Consider the following 15,791-nt stretch of genomic DNA (forward strand, 5'->3'; position numbering starts at 1 on the left):
TAAGGGGGTAGACATCAGTGCTAAATAAAATTTATGATTGGGTCGATGAACGACTGGATATCACTCCAATCTGGCGTGATATTGCCGACCACGAAGTGCCAGAGCACGTTAACCCTGCACATCACTTTTCTGCATTTGTTTATTGTTTCGGTGGATTAACATTCTTTATTACAGTTATCCAAATTTTATCGGGTATGTTCTTAACAATGTACTACGTACCGGACGTAGAAAATGCATGGAAATCAGTTTATTACTTACAAAACGAAGTAGCTTTTGGTGAAATCGTTCGTGGTATGCACCACTGGGGAGCTTCATTAGTTATCGTAATGATGTTCTTACATACACTTCGTGTGTTCTTCACAGGTTCGTATAAAAAACCTCGTGAGTTAAACTGGATTGTAGGAGTTTTAATTTTCTGTGTAATGTTGGGATTAGGTTTCACAGGATACTTATTACCTTGGGATATGAAAGCGCTATTCGCTACTAAAGTAGGTATTGAAATTGCTGCTTCTGTTCCGTTTATAGGCGAACTTATTAAAATTTTACTTGCTGGGGATGCTACAATAATTGGTGCTCAAACGTTAACACGTTTCTTCGCAATTCATGTATTCTTCTTACCTGCAGCATTATTTGCATTACTTGCAGCACACTTTATCATGATTCGTCGTCAAGGTATTTCTGGACCACTTTAATACAATTTGAACTATTGTAAGGGTCTATGATTTTTTAAAGGAGGGGACACTATGCATCGCGGAAAAGGGATGAAATTCGTAGGTGATTCACGCGTAAAAGCAAACAACCGTATGGTGAATATGCCTAAAGATTATTCCGAGTATCCAGGTAAAACAGAAGCTTTCTGGCCTGACTTCTTATTAAAAGAATGGATGGTTGGTGCAGTTTTCTTAATTGGATATTTATTATTAACTGTCGCTCATCCTTCACCACTTGAAGGTCCGGCAGATCCAACTAATGCTTCATATATTCCATTACCAGACTGGTACTTCCTATTCTTGTACCAATTATTAAAATACACTTATGCATCAGGTCCATACAATGTAATTGGTGCGATTATTATGCCTGGTTTAGCAATCGGCGCATTAATGTTAATGCCGTTCTTGGACAAAGGTCCAGAACGTCGTCCATCAAAACGTCCATTGCCAACTGTGTTCATGTTGCTATCACTTGCTGCAATGATTTTCTTAACTTGGGAATCTGTTGTAAACCATGACTGGGAAGCAGCAAAAGCGCAAGGTGAAATCAAGGAACAAGTTGACATTGAGATTGATGAAACTGCAGAAGGTTTCTTAATTTTCTCTGGTGAACAAGGTAAATCTTGTATCGCATGTCACGGTGCTGATATGCAAGGTGGAGGAGCAGCACCTGCTTTAGTAGGTAACGAATTAACAGCTGAAGAAGTTGCAGAAGTAATTAAAAATGGTCGTGGCGCAATGCCAGCAGGTCAATTTGCAGGTACTGATGAAGAACTTCAAGTATTAGCGGAATTCATCGCTAGTCTAAAAGCTGAAGAATAATATATCCATTTCAAAAAAAGAGAGTCGGGAAACTGGCTCTCTTCTCTTTTAGTTATTTTTAATTACATATGCACATTTGTAACAAAATATACATAATTTTTAAAAATTTTGAGGAATACTAAGGGGAATAGAAAATGAAGTCATTTTTTAGTCATGTATGGTTACTATTGTCACATCGCTCATTTTTGTCGTTATTATTTATAATTAACTTGCTTGGTACAGTATATGGTTATATTTGGTATGGCTCTCAATTATCTAGAACCGAACCTATATTTCTGATTTTTGTTCCTGATAGTCCAACAGCAAGTCTATTTTTCTCTATTGCTGTTCTAGGTTGGATATTCGGTAAGCATCTTAAATTAATTGAAGCATTGGCATTAATTACGCTTGTAAAATATGGTATTTGGGCAGTTGTCATGAATTTATTGACTTTGGCGGAAATTGGCTCAATCGGCCCTTCTGGGTGGATGCTCGTTGCCTCCCATGGATTGATGGCGGTACAAGCAATCCTTTATATGACGAACTATCGGTTCAGCATGATTCATATCGTGATCGCAGCAATATGGACATTGCATAATGATGTGATTGATTATGTATTTGGACAAATGCCTACTTATAGTGTTTTAAGCCAATACTCCAGCCAAATCGGTTATTTTACATTCTGGCTTTCAATTACTTGCATTGCGATAGCTTATATTGTTTATACTAATAATCGAACTCTCTATCGGGATCAGATTAAATCTAGATAGCAATTAAAAATTCCCAACTTTTCTGATCCTTATTGTATTTAATAATGGGTGTGAATATTTGCATAACGAATAGGCAACTATTAAAATTAGAAGTATAGTAAGCTATTAGAAAGGAAGAGATTAATTGACCGCAGGAATGTATATTATTTACTTTCTAATCATCTTGATTTTGCCGATTTATGCACAGATGAAAGTGAAAAGTACTTACAAGAAGTTTTCTCAGGTGCAATCTACAAAAAGGATGACTGGTGCTCAAGTAGCACGACAGATTTTGGATCAACATGGATTGTTTGATGTTCGAGTAGTGCCGACACAAGGGGTTTTATCGGATCATTACAATCCAGCAACGAAAACTGTAGCGCTATCCGAAACGAACTTCTACGAATCTTCAATTGCTGGAGTCGCTGTCGCCGCACACGAAGTTGGCCATGCAATTCAACATAAAGAAGCTTATTCATTTTTAAATATACGTTCTAAATTGGCGCCAGTGGCTAATATTACGTCGAATGCATCCTGGTTATTTGTAATGATTGGTATTATCGCATCCAGTTCAGGCTTATTATTGCTAGGTATAGCTTTGCTTCTTGCAGGTGTTTTATTCCAGGTAGTAACACTGCCAGTGGAATTTGATGCTTCCAAGCGTGCAATGAATGAAGTGGTGTCTTTAGGATTAATTGCTAATAATGAAGAGCGTTCCGCGAAGAAAGTGCTAAATGCAGCTGCCATGACTTATGTAGCGGCTGCAGCGGTAGCAGTATTGGAACTTTTACGTTTAGTCCTTATCTACACGGGAATGAGATCTGACGACTAAACAAATATGAAAAATGCCCTAAAGGTTTGAACAATAAAACCTTTGGGGCATTTTTTGTTAGGCATAAATAAGTGGAAGGTTCATTTAATGGCCAGACAATTTTTCCGCTAAGCAGGAACAGAAAAATTTTTACTTATAAATAATAACTAGTTCAATAGATTAATAGAATATAGGGAACTATTCCTCAAATTATGAAAGCGCAATCATGCGCTTTGCATAACCAATATAAGGGGGGAGAGACTTGAAATTTAATTTATCCAAGGTGCTGTTGTTCAGTTTTATTGTGATAATTGTTATTGCTGGTCTTGCATTTTACGCGGGTGTTTTAACTAAGAACAGTTTGGAAGATATGAAAACTGAAGAAAATACGGGTTCATTCCACTTCGAAACAACGACGGATGAAGCAGAAAACAGTGGTAAAAGTCCTAGTCAACCTCATATAGAAGTGGAGTATGCAAAAGAAGGATGGGCTACTCATGGTGGAGACTATTTTAATCGACGTTTTTCAGAGCTTGAGCAGATTAATCTTGAAACAATTAATGAATTGAAGCCTGAGTGGGTTACGAGTTTAGGGGCAAGCCTCGATATGAAGTTTTCTGGCGAAGCAACCCCGATTGTGGTGGATGGGATTATGTATATTGCAACTGCCGAAAATGATGTATTGGCATTAGATGCAAAAACAGGTGAAAAGATTTGGGAATTTCGCCCTGAAATTGAAGAAAAACTTGATACCGTTTGCTGTGGTTGGACCACTCGCGGGGTGGCGGTTGCAGATGGGAAAGTGTTTGCCGGTTTATTAGATGCGAGGTTAGTGGCTTTAGATCAACAAACTGGTGAGTTGCTTTGGGAAACTGAGGTGGCAGATTGGGAAGAGGGTTATACGATTACCAGTGCGCCACTTTATTATAATGGCAAGGTATACACAGGAGTTGCAGGTGGAGAGTATGGAATTCGAGGAAGAATAATGGCTTATGATGCTGAATATGGACATGAAGTATGGCGATGGTATACAATTCCAACACCTTACGAAAAAAATGGGGATACTTGGCCGGATGACGAAGATAAAAATTGGCTGCATGGTGGAGCGCCAGTTTGGAACACCCCTGCGGTAGATCCAGAACTGGGGACGATTTACTTTGTAACAGGCAATACTGCTCCTGACTTGGATGGAAGTAAGCGGGAAGGGGATAACCTTTATGCAAACTCCATAGTTGCTTTAAATGCTGAAACAGGTGAGTATGTATGGCATTTCCAACAAGTTCATCATGATATTTGGGACTTGGATCCTACAAATCCTGTGATATTATTTGATGTCGAAATCGATGGAGAAACTAGAAAAGCACTTGGCGAAGCTGGGAAGACCGGATGGATATACTTCCTGGATCGAGAAACTGGGGAACCGCTAATAGGCATCGAGGAAAAAGAAGTACCTCAGCTTGCGAAGCAAAAAACTTCGCCGACACAGCCATTCCCAGTGGGCGATTCCTTTGTACCACAATCCATTACGGAAGAAGATGTAGAACGTGATTTAGCAGATGATTTTGAAGGGCAGATTGGATCTATTTTCACTCCTTTCTGGGATGAACCGATTACATTAAAACCATCTTCTTTTGGAGGAGCAAACTGGCCACCTTCCGCTTATTCCCCTGAAACGGAGTACTTCTATGTGTTGGGTACAGATGCTTATGTTGCATTATCGAGACAAGATGAAGATGCATATGAAGAAGGTGGGATGTGGATTGGCAGTATTTTTGTTCCTGTAAATGATGCACCGATGCGGGGAACAATAACGGCCATGGATGTAAAAACCAATACTATAGCTTGGCAAGTTGTTTGGGATGCGAATGCATATTCGGGAGTGCTGGCTACTGCTGGTGACTTAATTTTTGTGGGGCATAATGATGGACGCCTTATTGCATTCAATGCGAAAACCGGTGAAGAAGTATGGAGTTACAAAATGGATGCCGGTGCGAATGCTCCGTCTGTAACCTATGAAATTAATGGTGAACAATATCTTTCCATCTTTGCAGCAGGGAATTCTTTAGCCGGCTCTGTCCATGGCGATAAAGTATATACATTCAAAATGAATGGCAGCTGGGATGGTACACCAATTGATGCTTCGGAAAAAAATGATGGTGGCGCGTTGACAGGTAAAGACCCGATAGAAACTGATACGACTGGTGACACCAGTGATTCATTTGAGTTAGGTCTTTCCATTTATGAGGGTAACTGTTTATCTTGTCATGGAAATATGGGTGAAAATGGCCATAACGGACCAAATCTGCAATTATCCGAGTTGGCAGAAAACTATGACGGTGTTGTAGATAGAATCAATAATGGGGGATCCACAATGCCGGCATTCAAAACGATTTTAACTGAAGAAGAAGTTAAAGAAGTTGCGCGTTATGTAAATGAAGTATTATCGAAAGCGGATGAATGATGACAGCCTTTCCAAATAATAATGACGTGTAAAAATGAGCGCTTGGAATAAATAAATCCAAGCGCTCTCATTTAGTTATTTTTTAATTGACCATAGTTCTGGCTAGTTCAGTTAGTATCGGAAACTTAAGTGACCCGTTACTCATCAATCCTGAAGCCTTCCCCGGTAACATCTTTTACATCAATTATGGAAACAAACGCATTCGAATCAATGGCTCGTATAATCGATTTTAGTCTTACTAATTCATTTCGCGCCACAATACAGTATAAAACATCCTTCGATTGTTTTGTGTAATGACCATACCCATGGAAGACCGTTACTCCTCGTTCCATTTTCTCAGAAATCAAATTCGCAATTTCATTGGGGTTGTTTGAAATGATAAGTGCTGCTTTAGCAGTGTAAGCACCTTCTTGAACCATGTCAATAACTCTGGCTCCAACGTAAACAGCAACAAGTGTATACATCATGGAACGCGCATCTAAAAATGTCATCCAGGACGCCAAAATGACGAACGCATCAAATATAAACATTGTGCGGCCCATACTCCATCCGACGTGTTTGTTCGTAACGCGTGCGATAATATCCACACCACCTGTTGTTCCACCGCATCGGAATATGATCCCGAGGCCTACTCCAACAAATACACCTGCAAACAAGGAAGCAAGTAATAAATCATTTTGTAGGTCAAGGGCGAATTGGTATACTTGGAAAATTCTAAGGAAGACTGAAACTGCTACCGTTCCAATAATGGTATAGATAAATTCCCTGCGGCCAAATTGTTTCCAACCCAAAATGAACATTGGAATATTAAGAATGAGATTCAATATGGCCGGATCCCAGTTCAGTGTGAAGTATAAAATCAATGTGATTCCACTAAAGCCACCTTCACCGAGCTCATTTTGCATATTAAAATGTACAAAGCCAAAACTATAAATTGCCGCACCTAATAAGATTCCGATAATATTTTTGATTTTTAGACCTTTCAATAAAAAACCTCCAAACATTCACAATAAATAATCTATATCACTACCGGGTTCAAATTCCGGATGCTAACTTGTAGTATGACCCCACCTATTTATTTATATAAAAATAACAGGGTGGGATGTATGCCATAACCTACACGATTATAGAAGGAAATAACAATATTTTGCAGCGTCATCCATTGGCGTCGACTCAATTAAACGAAGAGGGTTGGTCTAACGAAGTGCTTACATAAAATAACCAACCATTTGCAGTTTCACTTTATTATGTTGTATTTTTCTTCTTTTGACAACATAGCCCTTTATTATATACGATGTTAGTAAGTGCGTGGTATGATGTCGAATAGGGATTTACTCGCGTAAAATTAGTGATGAATACATAGTTGAAATTAAGAACTAGTTATTTCTTCCCGACTTAGGGCTAATAAAAACAACTCTTAAACTTAGGTAATAGATTGAATCTACTGAGATACATAGCGGTTATTTGGTCGGTGGACACCTCCGGAAAATTTAGGAGACTTTTTCAATTTAGTATGCTATCAAGCTGTGCTAGGTATCCAATTAGATGACCCTTTTTTAGCCCAGAGGAAAAAACTTATGGAAGATTTAATTAGAGGACATGAAGGGATGGGTAATTGTGACAATTCGAGTGGCAATAGCAGGAAGTAGAGGGAAAATGGGTTCGGAAGCAGTAAAAACTGTTTGTAACCGTGAAGGAATGGAGCTTGTCGCAGCCTTGGATTACAAACACGTAGGGGACAGTTTGGCAGAGCTCGAAATGTTTCCTTCCAATCTGGATGTACCTATTTATACAAACTTAACTCAATTAATCACCGAATCAAAACCGGATGTACTGATTGATTTAACAAATCCACATTCTGTTTATGAGCATACAAAAGAAGCAATGTTGCATAATGTGCGAACGGTTGTGGGGACAACCGGTTTTACCGATGAGCAACTGGAAGAGCTGACTAATCTTGCAAAAGTAGGCAAGGTCGGATGTATTATCGCTCCAAACTTTGCAATAGGCGCCGTTTTAATGATGAAATTCGCAAAAGAAGCTGCGAAATATATGCCGCATGTTGAAATCATTGAATTACATCATGATCGTAAATTAGACGCTCCATCTGGTACGGGCAAGAAAACAGCACAGATGATAGCGGAAGTGCGAGAAGCAACAAAGCAGGGTCATGAATTTGAAACAGAAACAATGCCGGGAGCAAGAGGCGCGGATTTTGAAGGAATGCGCATCCATTCGGTACGTTTACCTGGTTTAGTGGCGCATCAAGAAGTTCTCTTTGGTGGAGAAGGGCAAATGCTAACGATTCGTCACGATTCCTATAATCGGGAATCCTTTATGGGTGGCGTGGTTTACTGTGTTGAGAAAGTTATGACACTGGAAGAATTAGTATACGGATTAGAAAATATCCTATAAGAATGGAGATTTAATATGAAAATTGCTCTAATTGCGCACGATCGCAAAAAAGATAGTCTAGTTGAGTTTGCCATTGCATATAAAGAGATACTGTCCGAGCACGAACTCTTCGCAACAGGGACGACGGGGCAACGCATTTCGGATGAAGTCGGCCTGAAAATAACAAGATTCCGTTCAGGTCCCTTGGGTGGGGATCAACAAATTGGTTCCATGATCGCCAACAATGATATGGATATGGTCATCTTCTTCCGGGATCCCCTAACTGCCCAGCCACATGAACCTGATGTGACGGCACTTGTTCGACTATGCGATGTATACCATATTCCTTTGGCAACAAATATGGGAACGGCAGAAATTTTGCTAAAAGGTCTGCAAGAAGGATTTGTTGATTGGCGATTAATCCAAGAAAGACGCAATTAAAGATAGAGATAACTTAAGAATGAAGAAATACTGTTAATCATTTAAATATATAGTGAACTTCTGACGGATGCTTTTTTGATTTTTATGAACAATATAGCATAAATGAATCTACACATATTTGATTAATTAATTTGTTTTCTAGGTTTAAGTAATTAATTATTTGTATAGAGAGGACGAACGTCGGATGAGAAGATTGAAAATCGGTATTACATGTTACCCAACGGTCGGTGGATCAGGAGTTCTTGCAACAGAACTAGGAAAGATGCTGGCTGAGAGGGGACATGAAATACACTTTATAACATCAAGTGTACCTTTTCGACTGAATAAAATTTACCCAAATGTATTTTTTCACGAAGTCGAAGTTAATAATTACTCAGTTTTCCAGTATCCACCATATGATCTTGCACTGGCAAGCAAGATGGCTGATGTTATTAAAGAAAAGAAATTAGATGTTTTACATGTTCACTATGCAATTCCGCATGCAGTTTGTGCGGTGCTGGCTCGCGAAATGTCTGGTGAAAACATCGGGATACTTACAACATTGCATGGAACGGATATTTCGGTTTTGGGCCAGGACTCGACTATGGCTCAGGCAATAAAGTATGGGATTGAAAAATCTGACATTGTGACGACTGTCTCAGATGCCTTAAAGGAACAGACGTATCAGTTGATTGATCCAAAAAAGGAGATAGAGACCGTATACAATTTCGTGGATGAGTCCGTATTCAAACCAATTGATTCGAGTAATTTAAAGACGCAATATGGGATAGGCGAAAATGAACGTGTTCTTATTCATGTATCAAATTTCCGCAAAATTAAAAACGTGCCGGATATCATCAATACGTTTTTTAAAGTTCGGGAAGAAATGCCTGCGAAACTTCTTTTGGTCGGAGATGGACCGGAAAAACAAAGAATGGTGGATTTGGTCAAGTGCTCACCATTTAAAGAAGATGTCCTATTCTTAGGAAAACAAGAAAACGTAGCGGAGTTATATGGGTTGAGCGACTTAAAATTATTATTGTCGGAAACGGAGTCATTTGGTTTAGTTCTGCTGGAAGGGATGGCTTGCGGTGTACCTGGTATCGGAACAAATGTTGGCGGCATACCTGAAGTCATTCAGCATGGAGAAAATGGCTTTATCGTTGAACCGGGTGATGTTGCGGGAGCAGCCAGATACGCAATCGAATTATTACAAGATGAAGAGAAGCTGATTCAATTCCGACAAGCCGCCATTACTTCCATCCAAACAAAATTTTTGGCAAAACCGATTATTGATCATTATGAGCAACTATATGAACGATTGGTGGCTCTTCGTGTATGAATGTGAATAAAGAATGGCAAGCTGCCTTACGGGTAATTGACAAGATTGAACATAGCGGTTTCGAGGCAGTTATTGTGGGTGGGGCAGTTCGCGACCACCTATTGCAAAGAAGCGTCAATGATGTAGATGTTGCAACAAGTGCATTGCCTGTTGAGGTGAAAGAAATTTTTTCATCTACTGTGGATGTTGGAATCGAGCATGGAACCGTTTTGGTGTTGGACGAAGGGGAACCAATTGAAGTAACCACCTATCGTACAGAAGGTACATATAGCGATTACCGAAGACCTGAAGAAGTAGCATTTGTTCGAAATCTGGAGGAGGATTTGCAACGACGCGACTTTACAATCAATGCGATGGCTTTTACAAAGGAAGGCACGATTATCGATTTATATGGCGGCAAAGAAGATATTGATAAAAAGATCATTCGCGCAGTTGGTGATCCCAATGTTCGTTTTCGTGAAGATGCCTTACGAATGTTAAGGGCAATTCGGTTTGGTGCACAATTAGGATTTTCTATTGAAGAGGGCACTTTAAAAGCGATACAAATGGATAGCGATCTAATTGATTTTATTGCGAATGAACGAATTTCAATGGAGATGTCCAAAATATGGAAAAGTAAATACGTCTACTATGGACTTCAACTACTAGTGGAAACGAATTTATCGAAGTTTTTAGTTGGGCAATTGGAAGACCAGCTCGAGCATTGGCGGACATTTAAGACCGAAGACCCTGTGGTCGGTTGGGCCTACCTTTGTCTGCTCAATCGTCAAGAAGTTCAAAACATTGCTGATTTCTATCGATTGTCGAATAAAGAAAAAACTTATATCCGCAAAGTATTAAGTGCGTTTGATTCGCTCCGCCAAAATTGGACTGCAATGGATTACTTTATCAATGAGTTGGATGTGCTTGAAGCTGCCTATGATTTCGCGCAGTGGCAAAATTTCAGGCTGCCCTTTAAAAAGGAAAAAATTCAGGAAATTAAAAATAACTTGCCTTTGCAATCAGTAGATCAGCTTGCAATCAATGGCAATCATTTGATGAGTTGGTCCACCAGGAAAAGAGGCCCTTGGATAAAAGTAGCATTAGATGCAGCAATTATTGCCGTTTTAAATGGCTATGTAAAAAATGACGAAGAGAAGTTGAAGGAATGGTTTATAAATGACTTTATCGATGAAGGATAAAATACTAAAACGTTTCCTTCTTGCTTCGGGTGAACCGATTTCGGGCCAGCATTTAGCAGAAGAATTAGGAATTTCCCGAACTGCAGTATGGAAACATCTACAATCCTTGCAAGAAGAAGGGTATGCGTTTGATACAATCAAGAAGAAGGGCTATCTCCTACTAAGCAAACCGGATAGGGTGGATGCTGCGAGTGTAGCATCCATGCTGTCCACAAAACGTTTCGGTCAAACGATTCATTATATGGAAGAGTGTGCCACGACTCAAACAATTTCACATGAATTGGCGAGAAACGGGGCATTGGATGGAACGGTCGTCATTGCCGAAACTCAGACCGCCGGGAAAGGAAGAATGAGCCGCCCTTGGGAATCGACGAAAGGAAAAGGCATCTGGATGACCGTTATCATTAAACCGGATGTATTGCCACATCAGGCACCTCAATTTACATTAGTTGCCGCAGTAGCAATTGTGAATGCGATGAAATCACTGTATAGCAGCTTCACTCCGGTCATTAAATGGCCAAATGATATTTTAATCAATGGACGTAAATGCACAGGTATCCTTACGGAAATGATTGCTGAAATGGATCGGGTTCAAGCTTTGCTGATTGGAATTGGAATCAATGTTAATCAACAGCAAGAGGATTTTCCGGAATCGCTTCACTCTATTGCCACTTCATTGAGTATTGAGGAAGGTTCACTGTTGAACCGGGCCCAGTTGGTTGGAACAATTTTAAACTATTTAGAGAAGTATAGTGATTTATATATAGCGGAGGGATTCAGCCCAATAAAAATACTTTGGGAAGAGGCATCCGGAACAATCGGCAAACAAATTAAAGCAACGACTTTGACTGAGGTGATTCAAGGAAAAGCAATCGGCATAACCGAATCGGGTGTCCTTGAAATACAACTGGAAAATGGAGAAATACGCAGTGTCTATTCAGCGGACATTGAATTGGACGAATAAATATGATAGGGTTCAAGCTCTTTTTCATGGTGAAAAACACTTTTGAAAAGGAGCTTTCTTGTTCCATCGACAGCCTTTTAAAATAGTGTCAGAGAATCATATAAATTTGTGTACGTTTAGCGCAAAACTTGTTATAGTAGCGGTATGGACAGTATCATTTCGAACTGTACCTTTCTAGGCGTTAAACAAAACAATTAAAAAGATCTGCCTTGATCCAATGAGAGACAGGGACGGAAGAAAACAACTGCGTTATCATTAGATTTTAACGACGCAATCCTTCTGTCTATTTTGAAGACGGAAGGATTTTTTATGCTGAGAAACCTGGTTGTGCAGGGTCAACAGTATAAGAGAAAAACATCGATTATCGCTAGATTCCGATAATCTGTTCTTCTCATGTTTTCTTCTTAATTAAAAGGAGGAGAAAATAATGAAAAGTACGAGTGATTTCTTGAAAATGAAAGCACAAGGCGAAAAGATTGTCATGATTACGGCTTATGATTACCCTGCTGCAACGTTCAGTGAAGAAGCTGGAGTCGATATGATTTTGGTGGGTGATTCATTAGGAATGGTTGTCCTCGGTTATGAGACGACATTACCTGTTACAGTTGAAGACATGGTGCATCACGCAAAAGCGGTGCGACGTGGAGCGAAGGATACATTTGTCGTTGTTGATATGCCATTTGGTTCCTATCAGGGCGACTTAAATGAGACATTTAAAACTGCGGTAAAAATGATGCAGGAAACCGGTGCAAATGCCCTTAAACTGGAAGGTGCCGGTGAAGTAGTAAAAGTCATTGAAAAGTTAACGAGTGCAGGAGTTCCCGTTGTTGCACATTTAGGACTGCAGCCACAATTGGCAAACGTGTTAGGTGGCTATAAAGTGCAAGGGAAAACCGCTGAACAAGCCAAGAAAATTATTCAAGATGCGAAGGACTGCGAAGCGGCCGGGGCCTGTGCCCTAGTATTGGAATGTATTCCACACCAACTTACGGAAGCGGTTACAAATGCGTTATCGATTCCGACAATCGGTATTGGTGCGGGCGCTCCGGCGGATGGGCAAGTACTTGTTCATCATGATTTATTGAGATATGGGAAGCACCATATTCCTAAATTTGCCGAGAGCTTTTCATTTGTGGGCGAAGAGGTTGAACGCGGAATTAAAGAATATGTGAATGCTGTAAAAAATGGGTCCTTCCCCACATTGAAGCACAGCTTTACAATGAAGGATGACGAGCTAACACAAATTTATGGGGGAGCCTGACACATGATGATTTTAAACACAATTTCCCAGTTGAATTCAATCGTTGATCAGGCGAAAAGGGAGGGAAAATCAATTGGTCTAGTTCCGACAATGGGGTTCCTGCATGAGGGCCATCTAGCTTTAGCGAACGCCGCAAAAGAAGAAAATGAATTGGTTATTATGAGCATCTTTGTGAATCCGACCCAATTTGGCCCAAATGAAGACTTTCAAACCTATCCTCGTGATTTAAAACGTGATACGCAATTGGCGGAGTCGGCAGGGGTTGATATCATTTTTGCCCCATCAGTCGAAGAAATGTATCCGGAAAATGGCGGCATCTCCATAAAAGCAGGTAGACAATCTGAAATCTTATGTGGCGCCTCTAGACCGGGCCATTTTGATGGCGTATTGCAGGTGGTGACAAAACTATTCCATATTGCACAACCTACCCGTGCATACTTTGGCCAAAAAGATGCACAACAGGTTGCCATCATTCAAACTTTGGTCAGGGATTATAATTTCCCACTAGAGATTAGAAGTCTGCCAATAGTCCGAGAAGCCGATGGGTTGGCTAAGTCCTCACGTAATGTTTATTTAACCGAGCAGGAACGTTCAGAAGCCCCGGCCATTTATGAAGCGTTGATCAAGGCCAAGGAAGAATTTTTAGTGAACAGGAACGCTAATGCGGCGATTGAACTCGCATCAAACCATATTACAAGGAATAGCTCGGGAAAGATTGATTATATCGAGCTGTTAGCCTATCCGGATTTAAAAGAGGTTACGGGGGATACAAATCACTTTTTACTTGCAAGTGCCGTATTTATAGGAAAAACGAGGTTAATTGATAATATTATTTTTTCTTTTGAAGGGGAAACAGCCAATGTTTAGAATGCTGATGAACAGTAAAATCCATCGCGCACAAGTGACGCAAGCCGACTTAAACTATGTAGGGTCCATAACAATCGATGAAGATATCTTGGATGCTGTTGGGATGCTGCCGAATGAAAAGGTGCATGTTGTCAATAATAACAATGGTGCGCGATTTGAAACTTACATTATAGCAGGCGAGCGAGGCAGCGGGGTCATATGTGTTAATGGAGCTGCAGCAAGACTTGTGCAAAAAGGCGATATTGTCATTATTATCTCCTATGTATATGTTACAAATGAAGAAGCGATAGGCCATAAACCAACTGTCGCGATAATGGGCGAGGACAATAAAATTAAAGAAATGATTTCTTGCGAGCCTGAAGCGACGATCAAATAAAAATAGAGGAGTATTTTTCCTCTTGAGTTTTTAACTATTTTAATATAGAATAAGATTTAGGTGCCAAACCTACGTAAAGTTTTATACTTTACAGCCAAAGTACTCATTACGACACGGATTTGTCGGAGTACTTTGTTTTTATGAGCAGGGAGATGAGCCCCTGCTCTTTTTATTTGTCCATTTTTTCTCGACTTTTAATAATAGATGAACCAATGCCTAGTTCAGCCACAAATAGGCAATATAATAACCATTAACTCCATATGACAGTTTCACCAAAGGTTCAGTTAGAAATTTTGGTTTTTTATTTTAACGTGAAAACTGAATAAGGGCAAGATCTACAAAAGGACGTGATTCGACAAAAGAATCACGTCCTTTTTCGATTAACGAAGCAACTTGCCGAAGAACACAAAGTTAGAATAAGGGAATTAGTATTATGAATTTTATGGAAAAAATATACTCCCTGCATTGACAAAACCATCTACTCTGTCATACTATATACTGGTAGTAAGTAATACTGAATATAAGTGATAAAGAGTACGTAACTATAAGTTACAATAATAGGAGGAGGACATTTGGAAAATATTACGGAAATGCTAAAGGGAGTGCTTGAGGGGTGTGTGCTTGAAATTATCAGCCGTGGCGAGACTTACGGCTATGAGATTACACAACAACTCCGGGAACTAGGATTTACTGATGTTGTTGAAGGCACAGTTTATACGATTACAATGCGACTTGAAAAAAACAAATTAGTGGAAATGGAGAAGAAACCATCCACTATGGGACCGCCGAGAAAATTCTACAAACTCAACGCAGCAGGGCAAGAGCAACTTGCGAAGTTTTGGGTGAATTGGAATTTTGTATCAAGCAAGATTAACGAACTTAAAACAAGTAAAGTTAAAGGGGCGAAGTAAAATGAATCTTTTTGAAAAAATGATTGGAAGTCTGGATGACAAGCGGGAGTGGAAGGCGTTGGAGTCGCGGGCAAAGGCACTTCCGAGCGAGTACAGTAATGCCTACAAGGCCATACAAAATTATCTTTGGACTGTTGATAGTCCAACCGACTGGAAGGACACGAATCGTATCTTTGGGGGCATTCTCGACCTATTTGAGGAAGGCGCCGCGGAAGGCAAAAAAGTAACGGACCTTATCGGTGAGAATGTGGCTGCTTTCTGCGACGATCTAGTGAAAGATGAGCAAACTTGGAATGACAAATATCGCAAAAAGTTGAATGATACGATTGGTCGAGGCTAGCAAACACTCAAACTAAATCAGGTTGCAACTATCTTTAATAGATCGGAATTGATGAACTACAGTGAAAAAATCGATCAATTTCTTTTGGAAAAATTAATCCCATTATAAGACTCCGTTTTGATTGCACTTTTATCAAAATGGAGTCTTATTATTTTATAGTTTAAAGGCTAAGTTGTGGAATGTTTTGGATTTAAACTATATAC

16 protein-coding genes are annotated in these 15,791 nt (G+C 39.8%); 15 read left to right on the forward strand and 1 reads right to left on the reverse strand.

Annotated elements, in window-relative coordinates; all coding sequences use genetic code 11:
- The first annotated feature begins 17 nt into the window (after positions 1–17).
- The 5 genes from qcrB to CD33_RS18545 all read left to right on the forward strand — a co-directional run bounded on the left by qcrB (position 18) and on the right by CD33_RS18545 (position 5,532).
- Positions 18–692: a menaquinol-cytochrome c reductase cytochrome b subunit gene (gene qcrB / locus CD33_RS18525; RefSeq protein WP_036203671.1), complete on the forward strand. Its 675-nt coding sequence runs from the start codon at positions 18–20 to the stop codon at positions 690–692.
- A gap of 51 nt (positions 693–743) precedes the next feature.
- Complete coding sequence (locus CD33_RS18530) at positions 744–1,532, forward strand: menaquinol-cytochrome c reductase cytochrome b/c subunit (protein WP_036203675.1); 789 nt, start codon at positions 744–746, stop codon at positions 1,530–1,532.
- A 134-nt stretch (positions 1,533–1,666) separates the two neighbouring features.
- Complete coding sequence (gene lhaT, locus CD33_RS18535; protein ID WP_036203678.1) at positions 1,667–2,281, forward strand: lipoprotein heptaprenylglyceryl N-acetyltransferase LhaT; 615 nt, start codon at positions 1,667–1,669, stop codon at positions 2,279–2,281.
- 136 nt (positions 2,282–2,417) lie between these two features.
- Positions 2,418–3,092 (forward strand): zinc metallopeptidase, encoded by a 675-nt coding sequence (locus CD33_RS18540; protein WP_036204193.1) that lies wholly within the window; start codon positions 2,418–2,420, stop codon positions 3,090–3,092.
- A 241-nt stretch (positions 3,093–3,333) separates the two neighbouring features.
- Positions 3,334–5,532, forward strand: coding sequence for an outer membrane protein assembly factor BamB family protein (locus tag CD33_RS18545; protein ID WP_235863145.1), 2,199 nt, complete (start codon positions 3,334–3,336; stop codon positions 5,530–5,532).
- 137 nt (positions 5,533–5,669) lie between these two features.
- On the opposite strand, the gene CD33_RS18550 is transcribed toward CD33_RS18545, so the two are convergent.
- Entirely contained in the window at positions 5,670–6,518 is an 849-nt protein-coding gene (locus tag CD33_RS18550; RefSeq protein ID WP_084591411.1) for a YitT family protein, read from the reverse strand.
- Positions 6,519–7,149: 631 nt separating this feature from the next.
- Here CD33_RS18550 and dapB point away from each other — a divergent pair.
- The 10 genes from dapB (at position 7,150) to CD33_RS18600 (ending at position 15,588) form a co-directional block, all read left to right on the forward strand.
- Positions 7,150–7,947, forward strand: a complete 798-nt coding sequence (gene dapB, locus CD33_RS18555; protein ID WP_036203684.1) for a 4-hydroxy-tetrahydrodipicolinate reductase — start codon at positions 7,150–7,152, stop codon at positions 7,945–7,947.
- A gap of 15 nt (positions 7,948–7,962) precedes the next feature.
- Entirely contained in the window at positions 7,963–8,367 is a 405-nt protein-coding gene (mgsA, locus tag CD33_RS18560) for a methylglyoxal synthase (RefSeq protein WP_036203687.1), read from the forward strand.
- Between the two features lie 184 nt (positions 8,368–8,551).
- The gene (gene bshA / locus CD33_RS18565; protein ID WP_036203690.1) at positions 8,552–9,688 is read left to right on the forward strand and encodes an N-acetyl-alpha-D-glucosaminyl L-malate synthase BshA; all 1,137 of its coding nucleotides are present in this window, start codon (positions 8,552–8,554) and stop codon (positions 9,686–9,688) included.
- Entirely contained in the window at positions 9,685–10,869 is a 1,185-nt protein-coding gene (locus tag CD33_RS18570) for a CCA tRNA nucleotidyltransferase (protein WP_036203692.1), read from the forward strand. The genes bshA and CD33_RS18570 overlap by 4 nt, the downstream gene beginning before the upstream one ends.
- Entirely contained in the window at positions 10,847–11,833 is a 987-nt protein-coding gene (locus CD33_RS18575; protein WP_036203694.1) for a biotin--[acetyl-CoA-carboxylase] ligase, read from the forward strand. Before CD33_RS18570 ends, CD33_RS18575 begins: the two co-directional genes overlap by 23 nt.
- A gap of 427 nt (positions 11,834–12,260) precedes the next feature.
- Positions 12,261–13,094, forward strand: a complete 834-nt coding sequence (gene panB, locus CD33_RS18580) for a 3-methyl-2-oxobutanoate hydroxymethyltransferase (protein ID WP_036203696.1) — start codon at positions 12,261–12,263, stop codon at positions 13,092–13,094.
- 3 nt (positions 13,095–13,097) lie between these two features.
- Positions 13,098–13,961: a pantoate--beta-alanine ligase gene (gene panC / locus CD33_RS18585; protein WP_036203698.1), complete on the forward strand. Its 864-nt coding sequence runs from the start codon at positions 13,098–13,100 to the stop codon at positions 13,959–13,961.
- Positions 13,954–14,337, forward strand: a complete 384-nt coding sequence (gene panD, locus CD33_RS18590) for an aspartate 1-decarboxylase (protein WP_036203700.1) — start codon at positions 13,954–13,956, stop codon at positions 14,335–14,337. The genes panC and panD overlap by 8 nt, the downstream gene beginning before the upstream one ends.
- Before the next feature lie 572 nt (positions 14,338–14,909).
- Positions 14,910–15,248: a PadR family transcriptional regulator gene (locus CD33_RS18595; protein WP_036203702.1), complete on the forward strand. Its 339-nt coding sequence runs from the start codon at positions 14,910–14,912 to the stop codon at positions 15,246–15,248.
- Between the two features lies 1 nt (position 15,249).
- Positions 15,250–15,588, forward strand: a complete 339-nt coding sequence (locus CD33_RS18600) for a DUF1048 domain-containing protein (RefSeq protein WP_036203704.1) — start codon at positions 15,250–15,252, stop codon at positions 15,586–15,588.
- Positions 15,589–15,791: the final 203 nt, after the last annotated feature.

It is taken from the genome of Ureibacillus sinduriensis BLB-1 = JCM 15800 (assembly GCF_000772955.1).
In the GTDB taxonomy this organism is placed as follows: Bacteria; Bacillota; Bacilli; order Bacillales_A; family Planococcaceae; genus Ureibacillus; species Ureibacillus sinduriensis.